Origin of the sequence: Leuconostoc sp. BM2 (genome assembly GCF_002095565.1) — a bacterium.
GTDB classification, from domain to species: Bacteria; Bacillota; Bacilli; order Lactobacillales; family Lactobacillaceae; genus Leuconostoc; species Leuconostoc falkenbergense.
The window spans coordinates 46,866-73,306 of record NZ_MOWQ01000003.1; the positions used below are offsets into that span (position 1 = coordinate 46,866).

At 39.7% G+C, this 26,441-nt stretch carries 23 protein-coding genes; 2 read left to right on the forward strand and 21 right to left on the reverse strand.

Annotation, left to right across the window (positions count from 1 at the left end; translation table 11 throughout):
* Positions 1 to 48: 48 nt before the first annotated feature.
* The 15 genes from glmM to gatC all read right to left on the reverse strand — a co-directional run bounded on the left by glmM (position 49) and on the right by gatC (position 18,180).
* Positions 49 to 1,416: a phosphoglucosamine mutase gene (gene glmM, locus BMG01_RS01930; protein WP_004910508.1), complete on the reverse strand. Its 1,368-nt coding sequence runs from the start codon at positions 1,414 to 1,416 to the stop codon at positions 49 to 51.
* Positions 1,417 to 1,434: 18 nt separating this feature from the next.
* The gene (locus BMG01_RS01935) at positions 1,435 to 2,499 is read right to left on the reverse strand and encodes a YbbR-like domain-containing protein (protein WP_004910511.1); all 1,065 of its coding nucleotides are present in this window, start codon (positions 2,497 to 2,499) and stop codon (positions 1,435 to 1,437) included.
* Positions 2,496 to 3,320 (reverse strand): diadenylate cyclase CdaA, encoded by an 825-nt coding sequence (gene cdaA, locus BMG01_RS01940; RefSeq protein WP_036067962.1) that lies wholly within the window; start codon positions 3,318 to 3,320, stop codon positions 2,496 to 2,498. The genes BMG01_RS01935 and cdaA overlap by 4 nt, the downstream gene beginning before the upstream one ends.
* A 5-nt stretch (positions 3,321 to 3,325) precedes the next feature.
* Complete coding sequence (locus BMG01_RS01945) at positions 3,326 to 5,419, reverse strand: Na+/H+ antiporter (RefSeq protein WP_004910515.1); 2,094 nt, start codon at positions 5,417 to 5,419, stop codon at positions 3,326 to 3,328.
* A gap of 3 nt (positions 5,420 to 5,422) precedes the next feature.
* The gene (murB, locus tag BMG01_RS01950) at positions 5,423 to 6,301 is read right to left on the reverse strand and encodes a UDP-N-acetylmuramate dehydrogenase (protein ID WP_004910518.1); all 879 of its coding nucleotides are present in this window, start codon (positions 6,299 to 6,301) and stop codon (positions 5,423 to 5,425) included.
* A 169-nt stretch (positions 6,302 to 6,470) separates the two neighbouring features.
* Entirely contained in the window at positions 6,471 to 6,710 is a 240-nt protein-coding gene (locus BMG01_RS01955) for a CsbD family protein (protein WP_004910520.1), read from the reverse strand.
* A 30-nt stretch (positions 6,711 to 6,740) separates the two neighbouring features.
* Positions 6,741 to 7,160, reverse strand: a complete 420-nt coding sequence (gene ndk / locus BMG01_RS01960) for a nucleoside-diphosphate kinase (RefSeq protein WP_004910521.1) — start codon at positions 7,158 to 7,160, stop codon at positions 6,741 to 6,743.
* A gap of 60 nt (positions 7,161 to 7,220) precedes the next feature.
* Entirely contained in the window at positions 7,221 to 7,739 is a 519-nt protein-coding gene (locus BMG01_RS01965) for a DUF1456 family protein (RefSeq protein ID WP_004910524.1), read from the reverse strand.
* A gap of 12 nt (positions 7,740 to 7,751) precedes the next feature.
* Positions 7,752 to 9,701 carry a DNA mismatch repair endonuclease MutL gene (mutL, locus tag BMG01_RS01970; RefSeq protein ID WP_036067964.1) on the reverse strand — a complete coding sequence of 650 codons (1,950 nt, stop codon included), beginning with the start codon at positions 9,699 to 9,701 and terminating at the stop codon, positions 7,752 to 7,754.
* Positions 9,702 to 9,704: 3 nt separating this feature from the next.
* Positions 9,705 to 12,269, reverse strand: coding sequence for a DNA mismatch repair protein MutS (gene mutS, locus BMG01_RS01975; protein ID WP_036067966.1), 2,565 nt, complete (start codon positions 12,267 to 12,269; stop codon positions 9,705 to 9,707).
* 116 nt (positions 12,270 to 12,385) lie between these two features.
* Positions 12,386 to 13,783 (reverse strand): 23S rRNA (uracil(1939)-C(5))-methyltransferase RlmD, encoded by a 1,398-nt coding sequence (rlmD, locus tag BMG01_RS01980; protein WP_004910530.1) that lies wholly within the window; start codon positions 13,781 to 13,783, stop codon positions 12,386 to 12,388.
* A 74-nt stretch (positions 13,784 to 13,857) separates the two neighbouring features.
* The gene (locus BMG01_RS01985) at positions 13,858 to 14,841 is read right to left on the reverse strand and encodes a diacylglycerol kinase family lipid kinase (protein WP_004910532.1); all 984 of its coding nucleotides are present in this window, start codon (positions 14,839 to 14,841) and stop codon (positions 13,858 to 13,860) included.
* Positions 14,842 to 14,945: 104 nt separating this feature from the next.
* A complete protein-coding gene (gene gatB / locus BMG01_RS01990) occupies positions 14,946 to 16,385 on the reverse strand; it encodes an Asp-tRNA(Asn)/Glu-tRNA(Gln) amidotransferase subunit GatB (protein WP_036067968.1) in 1,440 nt (479 codons plus the stop codon).
* A gap of 17 nt (positions 16,386 to 16,402) precedes the next feature.
* Positions 16,403 to 17,869, reverse strand: a complete 1,467-nt coding sequence (gatA, locus tag BMG01_RS01995; RefSeq protein WP_004910535.1) for an Asp-tRNA(Asn)/Glu-tRNA(Gln) amidotransferase subunit GatA — start codon at positions 17,867 to 17,869, stop codon at positions 16,403 to 16,405.
* Between the two features lie 2 nt (positions 17,870 to 17,871).
* On the reverse strand, positions 17,872 to 18,180 hold the full coding sequence (gene gatC, locus BMG01_RS02000; RefSeq protein ID WP_004910536.1) for an Asp-tRNA(Asn)/Glu-tRNA(Gln) amidotransferase subunit GatC: 309 nt from the start codon (positions 18,178 to 18,180) through the stop codon (positions 17,872 to 17,874).
* 194 nt (positions 18,181 to 18,374) lie between these two features.
* Here gatC and rpsO point away from each other — a divergent pair, with 194 nt between their 5' ends.
* Together rpsO and rpsT are read left to right on the forward strand one after the other, a co-directional pair.
* Positions 18,375 to 18,644 (forward strand): 30S ribosomal protein S15, encoded by a 270-nt coding sequence (rpsO, locus tag BMG01_RS02005; RefSeq protein ID WP_004902545.1) that lies wholly within the window; start codon positions 18,375 to 18,377, stop codon positions 18,642 to 18,644.
* A gap of 49 nt (positions 18,645 to 18,693) precedes the next feature.
* On the forward strand, positions 18,694 to 18,945 hold the full coding sequence (rpsT, locus tag BMG01_RS02010; RefSeq protein ID WP_004910538.1) for a 30S ribosomal protein S20: 252 nt from the start codon (positions 18,694 to 18,696) through the stop codon (positions 18,943 to 18,945).
* A gap of 58 nt (positions 18,946 to 19,003) precedes the next feature.
* Here the strand turns inward: rpsT and BMG01_RS02015 are convergent, their stop codons facing one another.
* From BMG01_RS02015 to BMG01_RS02040, 6 genes are read right to left on the reverse strand one after another with little or no spacing between them, the layout of a single operon-like run.
* On the reverse strand, positions 19,004 to 20,371 hold the full coding sequence (locus tag BMG01_RS02015) for a DEAD/DEAH box helicase (protein ID WP_004910540.1): 1,368 nt from the start codon (positions 20,369 to 20,371) through the stop codon (positions 19,004 to 19,006).
* Positions 20,371 to 21,351, reverse strand: a complete 981-nt coding sequence (locus BMG01_RS02020) for a bifunctional oligoribonuclease/PAP phosphatase NrnA (protein ID WP_004910541.1) — start codon at positions 21,349 to 21,351, stop codon at positions 20,371 to 20,373. Before BMG01_RS02020 ends, BMG01_RS02015 begins: the two co-directional genes overlap by 1 nt.
* 40 nt (positions 21,352 to 21,391) lie before the next feature.
* The gene (dinB, locus tag BMG01_RS02025; RefSeq protein WP_004910543.1) at positions 21,392 to 22,477 is read right to left on the reverse strand and encodes a DNA polymerase IV; all 1,086 of its coding nucleotides are present in this window, start codon (positions 22,475 to 22,477) and stop codon (positions 21,392 to 21,394) included.
* A 59-nt stretch (positions 22,478 to 22,536) separates the two neighbouring features.
* Positions 22,537 to 23,529, reverse strand: a complete 993-nt coding sequence (holA, locus tag BMG01_RS02030) for a DNA polymerase III subunit delta (protein ID WP_036067970.1) — start codon at positions 23,527 to 23,529, stop codon at positions 22,537 to 22,539.
* Complete coding sequence (locus BMG01_RS02035) at positions 23,519 to 25,783, reverse strand: DNA internalization-related competence protein ComEC/Rec2 (protein ID WP_036067973.1); 2,265 nt, start codon at positions 25,781 to 25,783, stop codon at positions 23,519 to 23,521. The genes holA and BMG01_RS02035 overlap by 11 nt, the downstream gene beginning before the upstream one ends.
* Entirely contained in the window at positions 25,783 to 26,427 is a 645-nt protein-coding gene (locus BMG01_RS02040; RefSeq protein WP_036067975.1) for a helix-hairpin-helix domain-containing protein, read from the reverse strand. The genes BMG01_RS02035 and BMG01_RS02040 overlap by 1 nt, the downstream gene beginning before the upstream one ends.
* Between the last annotated feature and the right edge of the window lie 14 nt (positions 26,428 to 26,441).

Sequence of the window (26,441 nt, forward strand, 5' to 3'; positions counted from 1 at the left end):
TAAATTACAGTCGTCAAAAAATATAATGCGATAAACACGCTACTCACTTTAAATCTCAGCTTTTTCACGAACAACGTCAACAATTTCAGATGTATATTGCTCGACCAACTCTGGTGTCGCCGCTTCAACCATCACACGTAGTAATGGTTCAGTGCCAGAAGGTCTCACCAATACACGACCATCGCCAGACATTTGTGTTTCTACTTCAGCAATTTTTGCGACAACATCAGCATCATGTTGCAACGCAAATTTATCAGCAACTTTGACATTCACTAATTTCTGCGGATAAATTGAAACCTCAGCAGCTAATTCAGACAGCTTTTTACCAGTTTCGTGCATCACGTAGAGCAACTGCAAAGCAGTCAGCAAGCCATCACCGGTGGTAGCCCAGTCTCTGAAAATAATATGACCTGATTGCTCGCCGCCAAGATTATAATCATTTGCCAGCATTTCAGCCATAACATAACGATCACCAACTGCTGTTTTAACACTTTGCATATCATTTTCAGCTAATGCTTTATAAAAACCAATATTGCTCATTACAGTTGACACAACCGTGTTATGCTTAAGCCGGCCTTGTTCATTTAAAAACTTTCCTGTGATAAACATGATTTTATCACCATCCACAATTTCACCATCTTCTGTTACGGCAATCAAGCGATCACCATCACCATCAAAAGCCAATCCTGCATCAACTTCACTAGCTTTCACCAGTTCAGCTAATGCTTCTGGATGTGTTGACCCAACGCCATCATTAATATTAATGCCATTTGGCTCAGTGCCCAGTGTAATAAAATCAGTTCCTAAGTCAGCAAATAATCTGGCCAACAGGCCACTAGTTGCGCCATTAGCGCCATCCAATGCAACGCGCATACCTTCTAAATTACTTGGAATTGTCTTTTGTAAAAACTCCAAGTACTTTTGTACGCCTTCAGGATAATTGTTAGCAATTCCGATACCTGCAGCGCTAGGGCGAGGTAAATTATCTTCAGGAGCATCAAGTAGTTGCTCAATCTCATATTCCAGTTCATCAGACAATTTAAAACCATCATTACCAAAAAATTTAATTCCATTATCAGCGGCCGGATTATGCGAAGCGGTAATTTGAACACCCGCGTCCGCTTCCAAGTTTTCAACTAAAAAGGCAACCGCTGGCGTTGTAATAACACCCAAACGTAGGACGTCAATACCCACTGATAAAAATCCTGCTACAATCGCTTGCTGCAACATTTCACCTGAAATACGTGTGTCACGACCGACAATAACTACCGGTCGCTTATCAGAATTTTGTGCATGTTTTGTTAAAATTGCACCGCCGGTTCGACCCAATCGAAAAGCTAATTCTGGTGTCAAACTTTGATTAGCAACGCCACGAACACCGTCTGTTCCAAAATATTTTAATTTAATATCTGACATAATTATCGTCCTTTACTTTTATGATGATGAGCTACTTTGACTGCTACTGGCACTAGAACTACTGCTTGATGAGGAAGTGCTGGCGGAATCGGAAGAAGAGCTTGAACTACTACTTGATGATGTGCTGCTATCAGTTGCAGGTGTCACCGTCGCCTGTACTTTGGTCACACTATAATGATCAATTCCTGTTTGATCAGGTAAGTCAACCGACACAGTTGTTTTGCTCGTAATATTAGTCACATCAACCGGAACAGATAACGTGCTAATCGAATTCAGTATATCAGATGCCCCATACGCTGTCACAGTTTTGGGATCAAAAGTGACTGTATAGTTAGCCCCATTGGCATTTTTAAGAGTAGCTGAAAGAGACAATTTTTTACTGTCTTCAGGTCCAACATTTAAAGTAACACTGGCAGAACTAACATCAATGTTAACTTCAACTACTGCACCATTTTTATCACGTGCAACGAGTTTGGCAGACTTAGTAATCGTACTTTTAGTATTATTATCTAACGAGACAGCAGCTTCAACCGATGTCACCGCCTCAACATTAGCTTTAGGTCCTGAAATTTTGACCGATTTGGGATCTACTGATGTCCCACTAACAGCATAACCCGTAGCAATTTTAGTATGATCATAAGTTACTTTGACTGGCACGGTGGCGGTTTTCCGTCGCGCAATTGTGACAGTAATTGTTTGGGGTGTCACAGTTGATGTTAGAGAAGCGTTAACACCGCGAAGTGCTAATTTAACAGTATGTTTACCAACACCTAGCCCTCTTAAATCCGCGCTAGCTTGGATATCGTTACGATTTTGGGCAGCTGCCACCAACGCTATGGAACCTTCAATACCAACCTTCACTGTTGATGGCGCGCCGACCACAACATATTTGTCGGAATTGAATTGTAAATTAAGGGGAACACTCAAAGTTGCTCTTTTTTCAGGGATGAGCGTTGAAAAATTACCTGAGCCACTACCATTCGTTGTTGCGGAACGGGTGCTTAAGACGTAGGCTGATAAAAGAATTGCCATGACCAAAGAGACCACTAAGTTAACAGTTTTTGAATGACCAATCATTTTCATTTTGCTAACCCCCTACCACTCCTTTGCCACCAATGTTTTGCAGCAGCCTCATTAACCGGTGCAATGAACTGGCGCTCAAAGAAATTCATGTAGGCATCACGTGCCATGTGTCGCAATAAATCACCATCTTTTGTAATGGAAATTTCACCAGTCTCTTCAGAAACAACTACCGTAATCGCATCACTTGCCTCACTAATGCCGACGGCAGCACGGTGCCGCGTTCCCAATTCTTTTGGAATACGCGTGCTTTCTGAAAGTGGCAGATAAGCCGCTGCTACGGCAACACGATCATCATCAATGATCACCGCCCCATCATGCAACGGAGTGTTAGGAATAAATGTATTAATCAAGAGTTGGCTGGTAATATAAGCATCTAACTTAATACCAGTTTTAATATATTCATCTAAACTCGTGTCGCGTTTAATCGTGATTAGTGCACCAATTCGACGCTTTGACATATACTGTAAGGCTTCGTCAAGGCTCTTGATAAGTTGCTGTTCCTTGGCATTATCAATATGCTGACGACGCCATGTTAAACGTCGTCCCAAAGTCTCAAGCCCTCGTCGAATTTCTTGCTGGAAAATAACGACCAACGCAATTGGTGCCCACGTAATGAGTTGATCCATCAACCAAGACAAAGTCGTCAAGCCAATATACCAACTCACAACTTTAATTAAAATTACGACACCGACACCAAATAAAATTTGTAGCGCACGCGTGCCTTCAACAAATTGAATTACTTTATAGAGCAGAAACCAAATGATGGCAATATCCACAAGATGCATCAGATTATTCAAAGTAAAATAAGATAAAATATCCATGGTTGTTACTCTTCATCCCTTCCTGCTAAAGCTGCTGTTTCAGCATAGTTAATAAATTGACGAATGTTAATACCCGCCTGACGGGTAATTCTACCTTGTTCATAAAGTTGCTGGATTGTTTCACGCTGAACATTCAACGCTTTAACTTCAAGTTCCATACGATTTTTATCGTCCAAATCGCGCTGCTCAGGGGTATCATCATGCTTTTCATTTTCAATCCGATTGCGATAACCAACAATTAAATTATAAGCAGCTTGCCGTTCCATTCGATGTGAAACAGTATCACCGTTATACTTTTCCATGTATTCAGATAACGCCTTAATTGCTGCTTTAGAAGTCTCTGTGATGGCTAGCGATGTTTCTTGTCTAAACTTGTCAGTTGACTCATCTGAAAGCCAAATTCTAATGCTTCGTAGTCCACGTCTAATCAGAATCAATAACCATTGCGTTGAAATATGATAATGTTGGTCAGAATTAATTAAATTTTCCAGACGATCTAATCGTCTCGTCTGTGCAGAATAAGTAAGCACGGAAATCATTTCATCTGCCAATAACTGCCGCAAACGATCACGCTGTGCCTCTAAAGCCACAAAACGTAGTTCTCGGTCATTTTCAACATTGTGGGATGGATTTTTCTTATCAAGCTGCCGTCTGATTTGTGCCATAGTTTGTTGTTTGCGACTAATCAGCTCGTAAACGATAGTACGATTATCATCATTTTGTTGTTCGCGTAACACTTGTATCCCAATTTGAATCGCAAAAATACGAGCCTGTGCTTCTGTTAAATCAACTTTACTCTTTTTTGGTGCGGTTGGCTCAACTTCAGCAATTTCAGGTTGCGTAAAATCATGAGTTGCCCACTCTTTAGTCACAATCGGAAGCATCACAGTGGCGACTAACAAACTCATAATCACAACAACTGCTGCCACAAAAATGAGCAAATTACGCTGTGGAAATGCACTACCGTCATCAATAACGGACGGCACTGTCAACACCGCTGCCATCGTAACGGCGCCACGCACGCCCGTCAAACCAGACGTGACAGCTGTTCGAAATGAAACACGTCGTTCTCTATGTTGTAAATGGTAAGTAATTTGCGTTCCGTACGCCCAAACCGTCCTGATAGCAAACACAATAAACCAGACAGTAACACCGTAGAAAATTGCCATACCGGTATGTATTTGGGTACTACGAAAAATACTAGTCATAGCAGCTGGTAACTCAATTCCTAATAACACAAAGATTGTGCCATTAAGTAAATAAACAAAAATTTCCCATGTTCGAACGGCTACCACGCTAATTTCTGGGGACCGCGCATTAATATGCTGGTCGCTTAAAATTTTGGACAAGACACCACCAGCTACAACAGCAATAACCCCAGATGAATGAAACACACCTTCTGCAATCCAATAAATAATAAAAGGCATTACTAATGTCACAACAGTGTGAAAAACCACATCATTTAAACCAGCACGATCAAATGAATCTCGTAACCAACTTACAAAACTACCAATCACCAAACCAACAATCAAACCAACGATGGTCATCCAGAAAAAGTTACCAATCGCACTACCAATTAAAAAAGTACCTGCAACAGTGGCTTTAATGGCGGTGTTGAAGCTCACCAAACCGCTGGCATCGTTGATTAGACTTTCCCCAGAAACAACATGCATCACGTTAGCTGGTAATTTGACACGTCTGGCAATAGCTTGCACAGCAACTGGATCAGTTGGTGATACAACTGCCGCTAATGCCAAGGCAACCGATCTAGGAAACTGTGGAATTAATAAATGAATGAAGAAACCACCCACTAACGTAGTCAATAGAACTAATATGATAGCATTGCCCAAAATTGGACCACGTAATTCCCATAATTCCCGTTTTGGGAAGCGCCAAGCATCATTAAACAGCAATGGCGCAATAAATAACAACATAAACCAATGCGAATCGACATCAACATAAATACCAAATGTAAAAGCCAAAAATAACCCAATCACAATTTGGAACAAACTAACTGGGATTTCGGGAATAAAATGAGAGATAACATTTGAAACCGTAACAGCAATAATTAATATAACGATTAATTCTAATATTGCCATGTGTTATCTTTCTCCCATAATTCTAACTTCTGCTTCCAATGTCACACCATATTTATCTCGCACTGTTTGCTGGACAAGCTTAATCAAATCTTCGTAGTCGTTGCCTGTACCATGCGCCACATTGACCATAAATCCTGCGTGTTTCTGCGACACTTCAACACCACCAACTCTGACACCTTGCAAACCGGAATCCATGATTAGCTTCCCAGCAAAGTATCCAGTTGGTCGTTTGAACACCGAACCATTGGATGGATAATTTAGGGGTTGCTTGTTCGCACGCTTAAAATTATTCTCATCCATACGAGCTTTAATCATTTCAGGTTTCCCTGATTGCAGGGTAAATGTTGCTCGTAAGATAATGCCATGATTATCTTGAAAAATCGAGTGGCGGTAATCAAAGTCAATCGCTTCATTACCAAATGTCTTTATCTCGCCACTAGGTAACAAAGCATCTACTGAACTTATGACCATATCAGTTTGCCCACCATACGCACCAGCGTTCATAAATACTGCACCACCAACAGTACCCGGTATTCCTGCTCCCCATTCGAGACCAGTCAGTCCATGTTCAAAAGCCTGTTCAGCGACCCAAATAAGATCTGCACCGGCATCCGCAATAATCACATTATGACTAACCTCAATGTCATGCAGATCGTGCAATAAAATAGTTAATCCACGTAGGCCACCATCTCGAACCACTAAATTTGATAGTCGACCAAACACTTGCACCGGAATTGATTTATTTTTTGCCCAAACGAGTAATTTTTTTAAATCACTTTGTGATTTTGGTACTGCGAGGTAATCAACAACACCTCCGGCTTGCGTATAAGCATAAGGCGCCAGCGATTGTTGTTCTAGTATTTCTATTTGCTCAAAATGCATGTTTTTTTCGTCTCCAAAGGCCATATATACCATTTTACCAAACTTTAAGACATTCTTCGATGGTAGACGGAATTTGTTTACCATATTTTTCAATCATTTTTACGAAATTGATAACATTAATTATTTAATCCATAAAAAAAATCACTTGTTAGAAGTGATTTTCTCTTAATTACTGGGCGTCTTTGTCGTCACTGTCACCCTTGAGGCCTTTAACAAAACCTTTGGCAGCATCAACAGCGTCATGTGCCGTATCGCGTACTTTTTGCACATCATCTTTTGCTTGACCTTTTAGTGACTGTGTCTTTCCTTCAACTTCACGCTCTTTATCACCTGTCAACCGACCTTCAAGTTCTTTTGCTTTACCAATCAATTTATCAGTAGCGTTTTGTAATTTGTTGTCTTCTGCCATGCTTTTTCTCCTTTATTGACAATACTTTAGCTAATCTTCATCAAACCATAGCGCAATTTCACGCTCGGCAGCTTCAACTGAATCAGAACCATGGACAATGTTCATCATCGCTTCAACATCCCATTCACGACCCAAATCACCACGAATCGTTCCCGGTGCGGCCTTTGTTGGGTTAGTCGTTCCCATCAGCGTGCGCCAACCAGCGACGATGTTCGTGCCTTCACCCACCATTGCAATAACCGGTCCAGAGGTCATATAGCGTAACAAAGATGGATAAAATGACTTGCCAACATGTTCGGCATAATGTTGTGCTAACAACGTTTCATCTGGCAATACCATTTTCATTTTGGTAATATGGTAACCTTTATTCTCAATTCGCCGAATAATTTCGCCGATTTTAGCGCGTTTCACACCATCTGGTTTAATCATCATAAATGTTCGTTCAGTCATCGTGAGCTCCTTTGATTAGCTTGTACTTCTATTTTACCTAATAAATAAAGCGGTTACAAGTCAATGCTTTCGGGCAGTTCGCTTGACATCTTCTGGGCGATATGTCATTGCCATGCCCTTCAACAAATTACGCAAGTAACGATCACCAGCCGCCTTGTAATTACGGTGGTCCGGTCGTCGCAATATGGCACTTAATTCACTTTTAGAAATAGTAATGCCAGCCGTCTTCATAAAGCTCATTAAATCATCGCTAGTGTAACCCATTGCAATTTTCAGTTTTTTAATGACCACATTATTAATACGATCATCATTGGTCATATCAAATGTCGGTGGAATTGGCTTCAAATCAGCACCAGTTTTATGACCGCGCTGCGAAATGATTAAACCATTCATAAAAGATTCCAACATTATGATTGAAACTTTTTCATCTCGCTTAGTTTCTGGTGTCTGTTTGGTTAACAAATCATGTAATTGTTGCTCATCAATTGTGACACCGCCCAAATCAAAAATCGTGATCATATCAGCATTTTTGATATTAAGTGCGTACCGCAATCGAATAATAATATCGTTGTTATTCATCATTTCTCCAAATTAGTAGGGATGATTATCATATTCTTCCCAAGCTTCATGCGCGTCTTGAATGCGCTTAAACATTTTTTCCATTTCATTTAATGTGAAACTTGTCAATACTGGACGTCCGTGCGGGCAATTATAAGGGTTCTCTGTCTGCGTCAATGATTGCAAAAGTGTACGTGCCTGCAAATCACTCAGATGCATATTGGCCCGAATTGAACGTTTGCAACTCATCATAATGGCTGTTCGTTCACGAAATTCTGCAACGGTTAAATGACCATCCCTTAAGATCCAGTCTACCATCTCTTTAATCGTATCTTCTTCTTGACCTTTGACAAACCACGTTGGATGTTCACGAATAATCACTGTTGTCGCCCCAAAAGGTTCTAGATGTAATCCAACCTGTTCTAAATCGGCTTCATGATCAGCAATTTTCAACATATCTGCTGCCGAATATGTAATCGTAATGGGTACTAACAAACGTTGCTTATCCTGCCCCACAAGCCCAATTTCTTCTCGATAATATTCATATTTAACACGCTCTTGAGCAGCATGTTGATCAATAAGATACAAGCCTTCACTACTTTGGGCAAATAGAAATGTACCGTGCATTTGTCCAATATAATCTAATTCTGGAAATCCACTTTGGTTTTTGGGCGCGACATCTAGGATTTGTTGGTCAGCAATCATTTTGGCATGATAATTCGGTATCTCTTCGGCAATCTGATTGACTGGTTCATTGTCAAAGGCCGATACCGCGTCTTCATGTTGATACTTATTAGCAAAAGACTTTACTGCTGAATCAGCTAATTGACCTTTATCCGTTACCGACACAACCGCGTCTTCATCTATTGTTGTTGGTGCAACTACTGGTGGCTTTTCACTTGACGTCCACGGTGCTAATTGTTTAGCTTTGGGCGCCGGCTGATGAGTCTCTTGGGGTTTACCATACAAATTTTCATAGGCATCGGGAATTAAATTTTCATCGGCCAGTCGATCTTTAATCGTTTTGATGATTAAATCAGCCAGTTCGGTCTCTTTTGATAATCGTACTTCGGATTTTTGCGGGTGAACGTTAACATCGATTAATAACGGACTAGTACTAACATTAACCACACCCATTGGAAAACGACCAACCATTAATTTAGAACCGTAGCCGCGAATCACAGCGTTTGAAACAGCAAAATTTTTAATGAATCGACCATTTATTAAAATGGTTAAATAATCTCGTGAGCCTCGTGTCAATTCTGGTAGTGAAATGAAGCCAGTCACGTTGAAATCATCATCTTCACCACTGATTTCTATCATTTTTTGCGCAACATCACGACCATAAATAGCAGCAACCACCTGTTGCTGGTTACCATTGCCAGTCGTTTGCAATAAATTCCGACCATCAGCTGTCACAGTGAACGCAATATTGGCATAAGACAAGGCAATACGATTCATAATATCTGCAATCCGCGACATTTCTGTTTGCGGGCGCTTGAGATATTTTAAACGCGCTGGTGTGTTGTAAAATAAATCTCTAACCGTTACCACAGTTCCCCGACGACCATTTGCGGGTGTCGCTGATACTTGCTTCCCGCCCTTGATATGATACATCAGACCAGTGTTTGAAGTCGCAGTGGTTGTATTCAATGTAACGTCTGCAATTGCAGCAATTGATGGTAAGGCTTCACCTCTAAATCCCAAAGACATAATATTAAATAAATCATGGCGATCATTAATTTTGCTCGTTGCATGTCTGGTAAATGCCAGCGGCACATCTTCAGGGTCAATGCCATCACCGTTATCAACGACGCGAATCATTGATTCACCAGCATCTGCCACTAAAATTTCAATTTGAGTGGCACCCGCATCTATGGCATTTTCAACCAGCTCTTTGACAACACTAGCTGGTCTCTCAATCACTTCACCCGCTGCAATTTGGTTGGCTAAAAGATTAGATAATTCATGTATTCGTGCCATTATTTATGACCTCAATTTCTTCAAATCTGCTAACAAATTCAATGCGTCTAGTGGCGTCATTGTGGCAATTGTAATCTGATCTAATTTTGCTAACAACTTTTCAGTGTTCTGATCTACCGCGTCCACATTAAATAGTGCCACCTGTTGACTCGTGGGTTCTTCAATTGCATGTTTAGTTTTACCTTCTTGCTCCAAATCAGCCAAAATGTTGGTCGCATTTGCAATCAATGTTTCGGGTAATCCAGCCAAAGCTGCCACGTGAATTCCGTAGGATTTGTCGGCTGGTCCTGCTTGAATTTGATGTAGAAAATGAAGATTACCTGTTTCATCTTCAACCGCACCAACATGAACATTAACAATGCTTTCGTGTTGATTTGCTAATGCTGTTAGTTCATGATAATGAGTAGAAAAAAGCGTCTTGGCATGGACATGAGCATCCAAATATTCAATAATTGCTTGCGCAAGTGCCATACCATCATAAGTAGCAGTGCCACGACCTAACTCGTCAAATAAAATCAAGGAATGTGCAGTGGCTTCTTGCAACGCCAAATTTGCTTCTGCCATTTCCACCATGAATGTTGATTGCCCCATTGCCATATCATCGTTGGCCCCAATTCGGGTAAAGATTTGATCAAACACCGGCAATATCGCGCTATCTGCGGGTACGAAACTCCCCATTTGTGCTAACATCACAATTAACGCTAATTCTCTCATGTACGTTGATTTTCCGGCCATATTTGGTCCTGTAATTAATTGCATGCTGGTATCTTGATCCAGAAAAACATCGTTAGCAACAAATTCACCAGTAGCTAATAACGATTCGACGACAGGATGACGGCCTTGTTTGATATCAATGACATTGTTATTCGTAAACGTCGGCCGCACAAAACGATGACCATCAGCCACATCTGCTAAGCTTGCTAATACATCTAAACGCGCTACGTGTCGCGCTAAGGTCTGAAGGCGATTGATGTTAGCCTTGACCCGTTCTCGTACCGTGACAAACAACTCGTATTCGCGCTCCGTTCGCTTGAGCTGAGCCTCATTAATCAGGCTTTCATGTTCTTTTAATTCAGGTGTGACAAAGCGTTCTGCATTTGTCAATGTTTGTCGCCGTTCGTAGCGCCCTTCAGGTAGCTTGGCAACGTTGGCTCGCGACACTTCAATGAAAAAACCAAAATTTTTATTGTATTTCACTTTTAGTGTGTTAATACCCGTTGCAGCACGTTCATCAGTTTCTAACTGTGCTAACCATTGTTGGTTTTCTGTTAAAACACGACGATATTCATCAATCTTCTGGTCAAAGCCTGTGTTAATCAGATCACCCTCACGAACACTAACTGGCGGATCATCAACGATCGCTTCATCAATTAACCCTGCTAAGTCAGCCATTGCATCTAATTCACCACCGGCTGCGCTCAAAATACGATCACCCTCAGCCAAAACTGATTTCATCCCCGGAATAGCAGATAACGATCGCTTCAACTGCACCAATTCACGGGGATTCATTGTTCCCATTGCCGCACGTGCCGCCAACCGTTCCAAATCATAAACTGATTTTAAATGGTCTTGTAGTGCACCACGAACAAAAAAAGCAGATTGAAAGGCCGCAACAACATCTAATCGATGGTTAATGTCATCAACATCACGCAATGGCTTCAGTAACCATTGTTTTAACAATCGCCCGCCCATTGCCGTTTTGGTTTCATCAATCAACCCTAATAGTGAGCCAGATTTTTTATGTGTTCGAGCATTTTCGACTAAATCAAGATTAGTACGTGTGTCTTGATTGAATTTAAGGTAAGCAAGACGCTCGTAACTTTCAGCCGGAACAATGTGTTCGAGATTACGACGTTGTGTATCAAATAAGTAGTTCAACAAAAGTGCTGTAACGCTTGCCTCACTTGCATTGGCTAATCCCTGAGTTAAAAAGCTCACAGTAGCATTCGCTTCAGCCGATTCTTGAGTTGATACTACCAACCCTTCTTCACCTAATTGATTAGCCAGCTGTAAGGTGATTGTTTGTTCATCATTTTTTAACAGCACCACTTCTTTAACTTCAAGAGAACGTAATTCATCAATTACATTACTAAAACGCTTAATCGTTGTTACTTTTAATTCACCAGTTGATAAATCAATATAGCTGAGACTGAAGCGTTTGTCATCTGGCAAAATTGCTGCTAAATAATTATTTTGCTTGTCATTTCCAGCACCTCCAAGCATTTTAGTACCGGGTGTTATCAGTTGGACAACATCACGTTTTACCATGCCTTGTGCAACCGCTGGGTCTTCCATTTGCTCAACAATAGCAACTTTATAGCCTTGGTCTACTAAAATATCAATATAATTTTGTGCGGCATGATGGGGAATGCCAGCCATCGGCACTGGATTTGCAGCATTTTTATTACGTGCCGTCAATGTTAATTCTAATAATTTTGCACCTAAAATGGCATCATCTTCAAACAACTCGTAAAAATCTCCCAAACGATAAAACACGAACGCGTCGGGATATTGCTTTTTGATTTCGTGATACTGTACCATCATTGGTGTGTCAGCGGTTTTGCCCATAATCAATGCCTCTTTTCATACTTATCATTTTACCATACGCTATTTTACAACTTGCTAATAAAAACGTTCACATACACCAAATGATGTCACGTGAACGATTAACCTATCTTGCCAAATTATGATTTTTCACCGCGCTTAAAGACAGTAACACTCTCAATATGCGTGGTCTGTGGAAATTGGTCGAGTGGTTGAATGTCACCATCAATCACGTAACCATTTGCTAAAATTTCGACAGCATCACGCGCCAACGTAGCTGGATTGCAACTGATGTAAACAAACGTTTCAGGTGCCATGGTACTAACTGCTTCAATCAACTCAGAAGTTAGCCCTTTTCGTGGTGGATCAACAAACACAACGTTGGGTTTTAATCCCTCATCTGCCCACTTCTCCATTTGCTCTGGTGCATCGGCTAACACAAACTCAACATTATCAATGTGATTATTATGTGCATTCTTTTCTGCGTCAGCAACAGCACCTTCAATCACTTCAACACCATAAACTTTTTTCACCTGATCAGCAACTGACAAAGTAATGGTTCCAATACCAGAGTAAGCATCAACTACTGTATCTGTGGATTTTAATCCAGCTTTTTTTGCAGCTAATGTATAAAGTACAGATGTTGTCTGTGGGTTCACTTGATAAAATGAATTTGGTCCAATCACAAAATCTTTACCCATTAACTGATCATGAATATCATCCGCGCCCCAGATTGTTTCATTCCAATCACCCATAATCACATTAGTATCATGGTTGTTAATATTGTGAATAAAACTCTTTAGTTCTGGTAACTTTGCTCGTAATTTGTCGGCAATTCCTTCGGCTTCAGGCAAACGTTTGGTATTAGTAACAATAACGACCATCAATTCGTGTGAGTAATAACCACGGCGAGCCATAATGTGCCGGACGACACCTTTTTTGGTATGTTCATCATAAGCAGACAAATTGTAGTCTCGCAAAATATCTCGTGTGACACGAACTGCTTCATCAACTTTTGGATCTTGGATATAAAAATTGTCGACTGGTACAAGCTTATGTGACCCTCGACGATAAAATCCGGTTGTCAGTTGACCATTAATCATTTGCACCGGAACCTGCGCCTTATTACGATAAGCCGTAGGATTGGTCATCCCAATGGTTGGTGCAACAGTAACTGGTACGTTAACCTTTTTGAATAATTGTTCAATTTGATGTTGTTTAAACTTAAGTTGCGCGTCATATTTTAAATTGGCTAATGGTGCAATCCCTGTGGTAATCGCAACTTGATCAACATCGGACATGCGATCAGGTGAGATAGTCACACGTTTGGTAACACGTCCAAATGCATAACTTTTTAAAACTTTTGTAATGATAACACGAACAATTTCACCAGGAATTGCGTCAACAACAAAAATTGGAAAATTATCAATTTTGATGACACCCATTCCTTGATAGGTGATATCAATCACTTCCGCTTCAACTTCTTGGTTCTTACTAACTGGTGCTTTTGTTGGATAAACTCGATTAGCTTTCGCCATGATAATAACTACTTTCTCGCGTCTTTTGATACGCACTTAAATAAAATTGCAACAGGAACACGTTTGCTAAATAATCAATTCTCTAATTTTTCTGCAGCTTCAACAAACTTGCGTTTGGCATCACTAACAACTGTCTCAGACATGCCTGAACGATTAGCCACAAACTCGATATGTTGCTGCAAATCAGTAAATACCATTGGTGCATCTCCACCATATTCACCATCAATATTGACCTTCATTTGTGCATTATTTAATGGCAAAATTTCAACTTTATTGGTCTTTTTGTAAATCAAATTTGGGTTGTTAATATGCTTGCCACCATTGATCATTTGGGCAACCATTTGTAGTATTTGTCCCAAATTGGACTCTTTAATAATGAGTAATGTGAACCGACCATCGTCGAGTTGTGCATCAGGTACAATTGATTCAAATCCACCGACCGAATTGGTTAATGCCAAAAAAATCATGGAAATACTACCAGAATATTCACCGTCGTCATATTGAACCGTCGCATTGACCGGCTTGATGCGAGTCAACAATTCTGCACCTTTGACCAAATAAGCAAGATAACCATACAAAGACTTCATCAATGATGGCACTGCATAAGTCACTTCACTAATGGTCCCCAATGCGGCAATATTCATGAAATATTTGGTTTTGTCATCTTTATCAATTTGACCAATATCCATTTTAATGGTCTCATTTTGTAAAATCACCTTGGCGGCTTCTAGAGGTTCGTCACGAGGTAATTTTAAAGCACGTGCATAATCATTAGTTGTTCCCGCTGGAATGACAGCCATCATAGGGCGTTGCTTCAAAGGTGACAATCCATTAACAACCTCGTTAATCGTGCCGTCACCACCAGCTGCAACAATTAAATCAAAACCTTCTTCGGCAGCCCGCTTAGCTTCTTTAGCAGCACTCATTGGCTCAGGTGTTGTCGCAAAAGCAGATGTTTCGTAACCAGCCTTTTCGTAGACAGATAAAATATCAAGCATTTCACGTTTAATTGCTTCTCGACCAGAAGTTGGATTATAGATAATTCTTGCTCGTTTCATAGTTAAGCATGTTAACCGACATAGTAACGTCAGTCACATGTTTCCTTTCTGAGAAATATATGTACATGAAGCAATGCATTTGCTTCACTAAATTAACAATTGGTTTAGCGTTTGTTTAACTCTGCTAACAACAATTTGTTCAAAACACTAGGATTTGCTTGACCTTTTGACATTTTCATCAATTGACCAATCAAATAACCAGTAGCACGATCTTTTCCACCCTTAAAGTCTTCAATTGATTGTGGATTATTATCCAACACTTCAGTAATCCACGCTAGCAATACATCGGGGTCGCTCAGCTGCACGAGGCCATGTGCTTTTGCGAACGTTTCAGGTTCTTCCCCTGTCATGATTGCTTCAAAAACTTGTTTAGCTTGTTTGGTTGAAATTGTACCATCTTCAATCAATTTCACCATGCCTGCCAAATGTTCAGGTGTCAGCTCTGTATCTTGCAATTCTACTTGGTGTTTGTTCATATACGCATTGACATCACCAATCAAATAATTTGCTGCACGCTTAGGATCGGCACCGGCAGCAATTGTATCATCGTAAAAATTAGCCATTGCGAGTGTCTGTGTCAATACTTCAGCATCATATGGTTCGATACCAAGGTCGTTAACGTAATGATTACGACGATCCCCAGCTGATTTAGGTAGACTCGCTGCAACTTCATCAATCCATGTTTGATCGATAACAACTGGTGACAAATCAGGTTCTGGAAAATAACGGTAATCATCAGCGCCTTCTTTGACACGCATTAAAATCGTTGACTTCGTGGGTTCATCATATCGTCGTGTTTCTTGACGAATTTCACCACCAGCGCGAAGTACTTCAGCTTGACGTTTTTCTTCAAATATCAACGCGTTGCGAACATAGTTAAACGAGTTGATATTTTTCATTTCAACCTTGGTTCCGAAAGTATCTGATCCGTATGGTCGAATTGAGATATTGACATCAGCACGCATTTGCCCTTCTTGCATTTTGGCTTCAGACACCCCTGTGAACAAAACGGCTTGACGTAATTGTTCAAGGTAAGCATATGCCTCTTCTGGTGAGGCAATGTCCGGTTCAGACACAATTTCAATCAACGGTGTGCCTTGACGATTCAAATCGACATACGAATAACCGTCGCTACCGTGCGTGTTTTTACCAGCATCTTCTTCAACGTGCATTTCTTTAATACGAACACGTTTCACTGTACCATCTTCCAATGTCACATCCAAATAGCCATTCGTGCCAATTGGCGTTTGTGATTGTGTTGTCTGATAGGCCTTAGGATTATCAGGGTAAAAATAGTTCTTACGGTCCCAACGAATAAAGGGTGAAACAGTTGCGTGCAAAGCCAATGCCACGCGCATTCCATATTCAAGTGCGCCTTTATTGGCGACCGGTAAAACGCCGGGATAACCAAAATCAATCACATTTGTATTTTCGTTAGGCTCGTCGCCATAATGCACCGGCGAAGGTGACAACAGCTTAGAGTTTGTTTGCATTTCAACGTGGACTTCAAGTCCAATTGTTGTTTCAAAATTTCCAGTTCCCATTTGTGTGCCCCTCCTTTTTAATACTTTTTTGCAATGTCTGGATGCTGATCAAACAAGTGGCTTGCTTGCTCGTAAGCATATCCTGTTTGGTAAACAGTCTCTTCGTCAAACGGCTTACCAATGATTTGCAAACCAACTGGGAGTCCATCAACAAAACCTGCATTGACTGATAACCCTGGCAATCCAGCTAAATTAACCGGAATTGTTAACACATCTGCCAAATACATAGCTGTTGGATCATCGACTTCTTCACCCAATCCATAGGCAACAGTTGGCGCAGTTGGTCCAACGATAACATCATACTTTTCAAAGACTTTGTTAAAATCTTCAATTAATAACGTTCTAATCTTGGCAGCTTTTTTGAAGAAGGCGTCATAAGCACCAGCTGACAGAGAGAAAGTTCCTAACATGATACGGCGCTTCACCTCGTCCCCAAATCCTTCTGAACGTGTTTTAACATATAAATCTTCCAAATTTTTGACATCATCAGCTCGGAAACCATAACGTACACCATCATAGCGCTGTAAGTTAGACGAAGCTTCTGAAGACATAATAATATAATAGGCTGCAACACCATATTTTGTGTGTGGCAGGCTGACTTCATCCACCGTAGCACCTAAAGCTTCCAATTGAGCGATGGCAGCTTTAACCTGCTTTGCCACTTTAGGATCAATACCTTCTCCAAAATATTCTTTTGGTACAGCAATTTTCAAGCCCTTAACATCACCCGTTAATTTCGCCGAAAAGTCAGGTACTTCACGTTGAGATGCTGTTGAATCGTGCGCATCAAAACCAGCAATTGCACTCAAAACAGTAGCATTGTCCTTAACCGTTCGTGTGAAAGGACCAATTTGGTCCAACGATGATGCCATTGCAAACAATCCCCAACGTGATACACGACCATAAGTTGGTTTCATGCCAACAATACCATTAAAGGCAGCTGGCTGGCGAATTGAACCACCAGTGTCAGAGCCTAAAGCAAATGGTACTTGTCCACCCGCAACAGCAGATGCAGAACCACCTGATGAACCACCAGGCACCTTACTGTGGTCCCATGCGTTCGTCGTTTTTTTGTAATAAGAAGTTTCCGTTGAGCCACCCATCGCAAACTCATCCATATTAGTTTTACCAACTGAAACCGCACCACTATTGGATAACTTTTCAACCACTGTGGCATTATAGATTGGTTTAAAGCCTTCTAAAATATGTGAAGCCCCCGTTGTTTGAATGCCTTTTGTAGCTAAGTTATCTTTTAACCCAACTGGAATGCCCGTCAACACATTGTCAAAATTACCTTTTTCGTCAATTAATTTTGCTTGTGCTAACGCCTCATCAGGGTTAGTTGAAATAAACGCTTGTAATTGTTCGTCCGTGTTGGCAATATTGTCAATCGTGGCTTCAGTCAGTTCCGTTGCCGTGATTTCTCTATTAACCAACTGATTATGCAATGATGCTAAATCATGCTCAAAATAATTAAATGTCATATTTACTCACCCTCGCCATCTAGAATTGCTGGAACTTTAATTAATCCAGCTGCTGCCAAAGGCGCATTATCCAATAGTTCTTGCTTTTGTCCCCAATTATCTGCGACATCATCTCGCAAATGATTGACTGTCTCGGTTACAGAATAAGTTGGATCGACATTATCCGTACCAACTTCGCTCAAGGTATCAAAAATATTTAAAATGTCACTCAATTGTGTTGTAAATTGATCTAGTTCTGCGTCGTTAAACGCTAATTTTGCTAGACCGGCAACATGAGCAACTTCGTCACGTGTTATTGTTGTTTCAGCCATGTGTGAGATAGTTCCTTCCAAATTTATATACTGTATTATTTTACCATACTCTATCAGGTCATTGCCCTTGCATTTCAAGACATTTCATGTATAATTGAATACGTTGTATAAACAACACGACCAAATACTTTGTTTGACGTCTCACCGTCGTTTTACACAGTTTTTGGTGACATTTTAGAAAGGTGGATATGATTATGGCCCTTACACAAGAACGTAAGAACGAAATCATTAAGGAATATGCCCGCCACGAAGGCGATACAGGTTCAGCAGAAGTACAAATCGCAGTTTTGACTGCTGATATTAACGAGTTGAACGTACACATGGCAGCTCACAAACATGATTTCCACTCACAACGTGGTTTGATGAAGAAAATTGGTAGTCGTCGTAACTTATTACGTTACCTCCGCAATACTGATATTCAACGTTATCGTGAATTAATCCAACGCTTAGGCTTGCGTCGTTAATCTTCGGATTACTTGAAAGCCTCGTATCAAATTTAAGGAGAAAAGACATATGCCTGTTATTGAATCAGCAATTCAACGTGTTCGTCTTACGAAAAAGCAACATGATCGTAACGAACCCCAAATCAGTGCTTACCGTACAGCTGTTAAAAAGTTTGAAAAAGCTTCAGTTGCCGGAGCAGATAATTTGGCAGAACTATATAAGGCTGCTTCTTCAGCAATTGATCACGCCTACTCAAAAGGTTTGATTAAGAAGAACAAGGCTTCACGTGAAAAGTCACGTCTAGCTAAGTACGTTAAGTAATTAACAACCAGTCAAAAAAGACATGACATTATTCAATGTCATGTCTTTTTTACTTTGTTTAACGTGCATCCCCACGCTTTTTATTGGCTTTGCGTGTTGCACGCATTTCTTGACGCTGTGCAATACGCCGATCCATTTGATCTTGACGCTTGATTGCATTTTTAATACGTCTTTTATAACCAGGCTTAACTATTTTTTTCTTTTTCTTAACCATGCCAACCATAGTTGGATCTAATTTCTTTGTGGTTGCAACACGTTGCGTACGGGCACGACGGTCTTTCACGTCAACAATTTCATTGTCTTTAATTTGTTTTGCTTTAAAGTCGATGCCAAGTGACTCCAACTCCGCTACTTCATCTTCTTCATCTGGACCATATAATGTGATTGCCAAACCAGGCAATCCATTTCGACCAGTACGACCAACGCGATGGACGAAAAATTCTAGTTCATCTGGAATATCATCATTAATGACATGCGACACACCTTCGATATCAATGCCACGAGCTGCCAAATCAGTAGCTACAACATACTGATACTCTAAATTTTGAATGGCTTTCATTACACGGCGACGTTCACGTGGTTCGATATCACCATGAATTTCAGCTATTTTCAAACCGTGTCCACGCAAATAACTTGCAATTTCCTTTGCGCGCTCTTTCGTGTTTGCAAACACTAATGCCAAATATGGATTACCTACCGTGAGAACTTGCAACAATACATCATTTTTATCTTTTGATTTTGTCGCTAATAACCAATTATCTATTGTATCAGCAATTACTGTCGAAACCGGGATAGCTTCAAAATGTGGATTGTCGAGATACTTTTTTAAAAATGGTTTTAGTTTTTCTGGCATTGTCGCACTAAAAACGAGTGTTTGCAATGATTCTGGCATTGCACCCGCAATATAATCAACCTCACTCAAAAAACCCATATCAAGCGTCATGTCTGCTTCATCAACAACTAAAGTATGAACCGCGTGTAACTTTAATGCACCTGATTCAACCAAATCTTTAATACGACCGGGTGTCCCAATCACAATTTGTGGCTGTTGATGTTCTAAATGCTTAATTTGCCGTTGTTTATCAGTACCGCCCACAAATTCAGAAATGGTAATATCCGGATCAAACTGTTCAGCAAATGTTTTTGTTGCTTGTGTAATTTGAGCTGCTAATTCACGCGAAGGTGTCGTAATCACAGCTTGAACATATTTTTGTTTCTGTTCCAATGCGTTGAGAATTGGAATCAAAAATGTATGTGTTTTACCAGAACCTGTTTGTGATTGTCCAACAACATCACGTCCTTGCAACACGTCAGGTATTAACTTTGCCTGAACTGGCGTTGGTTCGTAAAACCCAATCGCACTTAATGCTGTAATAATTTCGGGTTTTAAATTAAATTGTCCAAATTGGTTTGCTTTTTCAGCCATCAATCTTCCTTTTCTACACCATATTTTTCTATAAGCGCATTATCTAAAATTTTCACTAATCGCGTAATATCATTTTTATCCTGAGCCCATGCACCAGAGGCCATTGGATGTCCACCACCATCAAATTGATTAGCGATTTGATTAATTACAATCGTTTTTGATCTTAAACGTACTCGGAAATTGCCTTCATCTTGTTCCTCAAAAATTGCCCAAGCCTTCACGCGGTCAATTTTTGAAGGTAGTGGTACGACAAAAGCTGTCCCTGACTCTTGCAAATTAAATTTTTTAACCAATTCTTTAGTCATGACAATATAAGCAAAACCTGAAGGCAAAATGGTCAAATTTTGTAATAAATAACCAGACAACTTTGCAGCATTTTCGGAAATCGTCTCCATGTGATGATGAACAGTCTCATAGTCAAAATGATATTTAAATAACTCGGATACAACGCGGAACGTTTCAGAATCCATGCCGTACATAAAGCGACCAGTATCACCAACAATGCCAATATATAATAATCTGGCCGCTTCTTTTGTCATTACAAGTCCTTGGTCCTTTAGCAACTCGTAGAACTCATAAATCATCGTGCTTGTAGCAGAATGACCTTCCTTAACCCATTGCCAATCACCATACTGATCATCATTTGGATGATGATCAATTTTGATAATTTCCAAACCATTGGGCCAACGTTGATCATCAACACGCGGCGCATTTGCTGTATCCGTAACAATCACCAAAGCTTTATTATAAGCGGCATCAGGAATTGTATCCATAAAAGGCTCAGTTTCACTCATCCAAGCCAATCCTGGCACAGATTTTCCAACAGCATATATCTTTTTTTCAGGAAAACTGGCTTGTAATATAGCTTTCAGGCCTAATTGTGAACCAAAGGCATCGGGATCTGGTCGTTGATGCCGATGAATAATAATGGTTTCGTAACGTTTAATTTGTTCTAATATTTGCTCTTCAATACTTGCCATGTCTATTCTTTCTCAAATACTATTTCCTACAATTGTATCATTAAAATAGCGACATTTCCTCAAAAGTCGCAGATTGTAAATTACTCATTGAAACCCCCAGCAATCGAACTGAAAAGTCGGGACCAATATTGTCATCAAACATTGTTTGTGCAGCCATGACAAGTGTTGCTTCATTCAGTGTCCAAGGATCATCTTGCGTAATGGCACGTGTTATCGTGTTAAACTGCTCATCTCTAATTTTGATATTCAAAGTACGGCCAACAATTTTTTGACGATTCATGCTCATAACTAAGCTATTTACTAACTTTTTAAATTCAATTTGAACGGCATTAGTTTCACGCAAGGCACGGTCAAAAGTTTCTTCTTTACCAACCGATTGTCGCTGTCTTTGCCATTCAACTGCACCAAAATGCACGCCGCGTGCCTGCCAATATAAATGTTCGCCCATTTTACCAAATTCAGTTTTGAGTTCTTCGCGTGACATCTGACGTAACTCCAAACCATTTGTAATGCCTAATTTGTCGAACTTCTCTTTCGTTTTTTTACCAACGCCACGGAAAGCACTTATGGATAAACAGTCTAAAAATTGCAATTGATTTTCATGATTAATTACGGTGACACCATTAGGTTTATTGTATTCTGACCCTAATTTGGCTAATAACTTATTATGAGAAACCCCAATAGAACTTGTTAAATGTGTTTCTTTTAATATCTGGTGCCTTATTTCAGCAGCCAAAGTTGCACCGCTTAAAACATTTGACGTTACATCCAAATAAGCTTCATCAAATGCAACAGGTTCAACCTTATTGGTAAAACGCCGAAAGATATCATGGATTTGTGCGGAAACGACTTTATATTTTGTAAAATTTGGTGAGAGGAATATACCATTGGGTGCTAAACGCTTGGCTTCAAAAGCACTCATTGCAGAGTGAATTCCCAATTGACGTGCAGCATAGTTTGCAGTAGCAACAACACCATGCCCGTTATTTTGAGTCGGATCTCTTGCAATGATTAAGGGTTTGAAACGCAATTCTGGCTGATCTCTCATTTCAATTTGTGCATAGAACGCATCCAAATCAACATGCAATATTTTGCGTTTATCAATTGTTGTCAAGAACTCTACCATGACTATATTTTATCATGGGAACACTTGTTCTTGCAGCTTATTTAGTACAATCTTTATGCTTAGTTCAACACAAAACGTTCAAACAAAATTTCTGGGTCTTGTTGTGTCGATTTCAAGAGTCTTTCCATATTTAGCATACCTAAATAACCCGAGCGTATATTTGTTAATTGGTGATTTTTTAAGATTTGCTTTGCTAATTTAACACGGTAAGGGTGTACTTTGAGTTGTGAGGCAATCGTTGCCTCATTGCCAGACAAACCAGCGACCTGCAATAATAATCGAAATTGACCAATTAATACAGCGTTGATACGTAAAGGTATTTCATTATTTTGTAACAGCTCCCGATATATTGTAACCGCTGCTTTTTGTTGATTTTTTATGACTGCCTCGACTAATGTAAAAGCCGTTGCAGTTAACGTATTTGGCACAAGACTGCTAACCGCCTGTAAATCTATTTTTTTAGTCTTATTGGCATACGCTATTAGCTTAGGTAATTCATTTTGCATATCAGAATAATGGGCATTGGTTCGCATGACAAGTTCATTAAGTGCATCTGGCATAATTTGATAATCACGCTGAGTTAATTCAGCCACGACTGCTTGTTTTGATTGCCGCTCATCTAGGACAGGTAATTCAACCAATTCAGACGTTTTCAGTAATGATTTTGTTATTTTTTTTCGTTTATCCAACTTAATGTTATTTGCAAAAAAAACAACAATGTTCTCCGACAAAGGCTTCTCAAGGAGTTGCAATAATAGGTCACTGTCATGATCAGATATTTTTCCTGTTGCTGTTAAAAACAATAGTTTACTCACAATAATAACACGACGTTCACCAAAAAAAGGCGCCGACATCGCGTCATTGATAACCATATCGAGTGGTTGATCAGATAAATCAAATTGTGAATAACTCATATCGCGATCTTCAGGTGCTACCAATTGTTTAAAAGCAAAAGCCGTCCTGCGTAACAGAATTTCTTCTTCTCCTGTGACAACATAGAAATTTGCCATAGCGTTATTGTCAATTTGTTGTTGCAGCTGCTTAAAATTCATGCGGTAATTTCACCTTAAAATATCCTTTTTCACCTTTATAAATATACTTAATCATACCATGTATTTGGGTATTAAAAACTGACATTTGGTTTTTTTGCAATGTATCTAACGTTTCCTGATGTGGGTGATGATAACGATTATTTCTACCAGCAGAAATAATGCCAATGCTTGGTTGCCATTTGGAAAGTGTTATTGGATCGGTCGCTGTTTTGGAACCATGATGTCCTAGTTTTATCAAATCAACCTTCATTTCAGGATGTCTTTCTGCAAGTAATCGCTCACCTGCCCTGTCCAAATCCCCCGCAGTTAGAACGCTCATACCACCTAAAACGCCGTATAGTGCAACTGAATCTTCATTAGCAGCTTGTCCTGCTGTTAGAGGATGATATATTTTCAACGGTAAATCATTAACTTGATTCTTTTCAGTGACCTCAATCACCTTTGCTTTTTTTAGATATGGCAAAATTTGGGTTTTAAAACTTTGCTGCGATTGCATACCTGCGGGCATCAAAACTTTTTTGACATGCATGAGACGTAAAATGTCTTTAGCATCGCCAATGTGGTCTTGATCGTGATGTGTTAATACTAAATGATCAATCGTATTAATTCCTAAGCTATGCAGATAATTAACAATAACAGTTTCTCCTTTTGTTCTTTCATATTGCTTGATTTGCCAGGATTGTTTCGAACCAAATATCACCTGACCCCCAGTATCAATAATCGTCACCGTATGGTTAAATGGTGTTCGAATTAAAGCTGCGTCACCTTGACCGATATCAAACGTCGTAAATTCACCCGTGAATGGTCTCCTGATGCTAACAATCGTCAATATTAATAATAGCAGCCACAATATTCGCACATGCGAAACAATTATTTTCTCTCGACAAAACATGCAAAAGCCTAACACAACTAATAATGTTGCGATCCATTCTGGCATTTTTCCAATGACAATATTACCAGGTAAAATTGCCAGCCAATCAATCAACATTGCAAAAAAATGAATTATTGCATTGGCACTATCTACAATTATTGAGAAACTCTGTCCAAAATATCCTAACATGACTAATGGTACAATAATGGTTCCAAAAACAGGAATAGCCAAAATGTTAACAACTGTTTGCAATATATGCCAAGTAAATTGTTGCTGAATAATCAAAGGAAAACTAACGATGCTCATCAAAAGATTAGTTTGCCAAAAAGATAATTTTTTTGCAAAAGCTAAACAAAAAGTGAGCAAAAACGAAAGTTGTCCGCCCAAAGTTAATAATATTTGCGGTGAAAAAATCAAACTAATTAATAAACTAATCGCCCAAATATCATACGATTTAAATTTACTATAATGAATTTTTTGCCATAATATTAGTTCACCAGCAACAATGGCGCGTATCAAAACAGATGGCTCGCCAGCAAAAATAAAATAAATAATTAAAATGCCCGACAAGGAAACAATCGTAACTTCTTGTGGAATCCATAACCGCTTTGCTAAACCTATGATCATCATAATTAAAAATGATACATGAAACCCAGAAACACTAAACAGATGAATTAATCCCAATGTCTGTACACCAGGGTTATCATCATATAATGCTTGTGGAGTCACGCCTAAAATCAATGCCTGTGAATATTCACGAAGTGGCTTGGGCAACAAATCAGTGTTATGTATTGCCCGACTGTGCCAAGAATGAAGCTGATATCGTATACAACTGAATATATCAGATGATACTATATTTTCAACCTGCCAAGACGTCACACTAAATTGGTGTGTGATGTTTTTTGTTGCATAGAATTGTTGCGAATCAAATTGATTAAAATTCGTTGCTGAGCGAATACGTGTAAGGTCACCTGTCGCGTTAAACTTAAAAACATTAACACGCTTGAGCCACTCGCACTTGATTTGTTGAGTAGGAAGTGTCCAATACAACTTAACGATAATACCATTATCTAAAGTAGCAATCGCACTTAAGCCATCACCGTCAATGCTAACATTATCCGGTAATATCATACCTGTTAATTGCACGTTTTTTTGGTCGACTATTGCTGCTTGCTTTTTCAAATCTGTAACATCACTGAAAAAGTAAATCATAAAAGGCAGTATCAAAATAATGCCTATCAGAAAAAAACGTACATGACGTTGCCACAATATTATAATCAAAATACCAAAAAACAATGACCAACTTGCCAAACATGGTCGATAGATAACCCCAGATAGAGCCGCCACTATCAGCGAGAATAATAATAGCTTTGCATTTTTCATTAAATCGCCAGCTGATCTTTAATAGCTTCAAAACGCTTTACACCAATACCAGAAATTGATTTAAGCTCTTCAATCGATTTAAACCCACCATGTTCCTGACGATAATCAAGAATCTGATCAGCCTTCTTTTCGCCAATTCCTTCTAAGTTTTGAAGTTCTTCTTTAGTTGCAGTGTTAAGATTAATAGCTATTTTAGTTTGACCTGAACTCAAAGCCTCAGTACCATAGTTTGTCGGCACTTGCTCTCCTTTAACAGGTACATACAAAACCTGCCCATCAGTCAATCTTTGTGCCAAATTAACCTGGTTCATATCTGCTTCTGCCCGCTGACCACCAGCCTTTAAAATAGCAGTTTGTACCCTTTCCGATGTGTCTACCTGATAAACACCTGGTTTATTAACCGCACCTTTGACATCTACCATAATAACTGCTGATGTTTGTTTGCACGTCGATTTTTCTCGACTCTCAGAGTGCAGAATTGACTGAGATGTCTGAGTGCTAGGAATGCTCTGAATTCCCTTCGCAGACTGTTCATGTCGTGGCCACAGTAAATAAACTGCTCCTATCACAATAATAAGAATGGCCGCACCTATTTGTTTAACAAGTGTGCTTTTCCCCTTAATCAAGTCGAATATATCTAACATTTTTCACCTCGTAC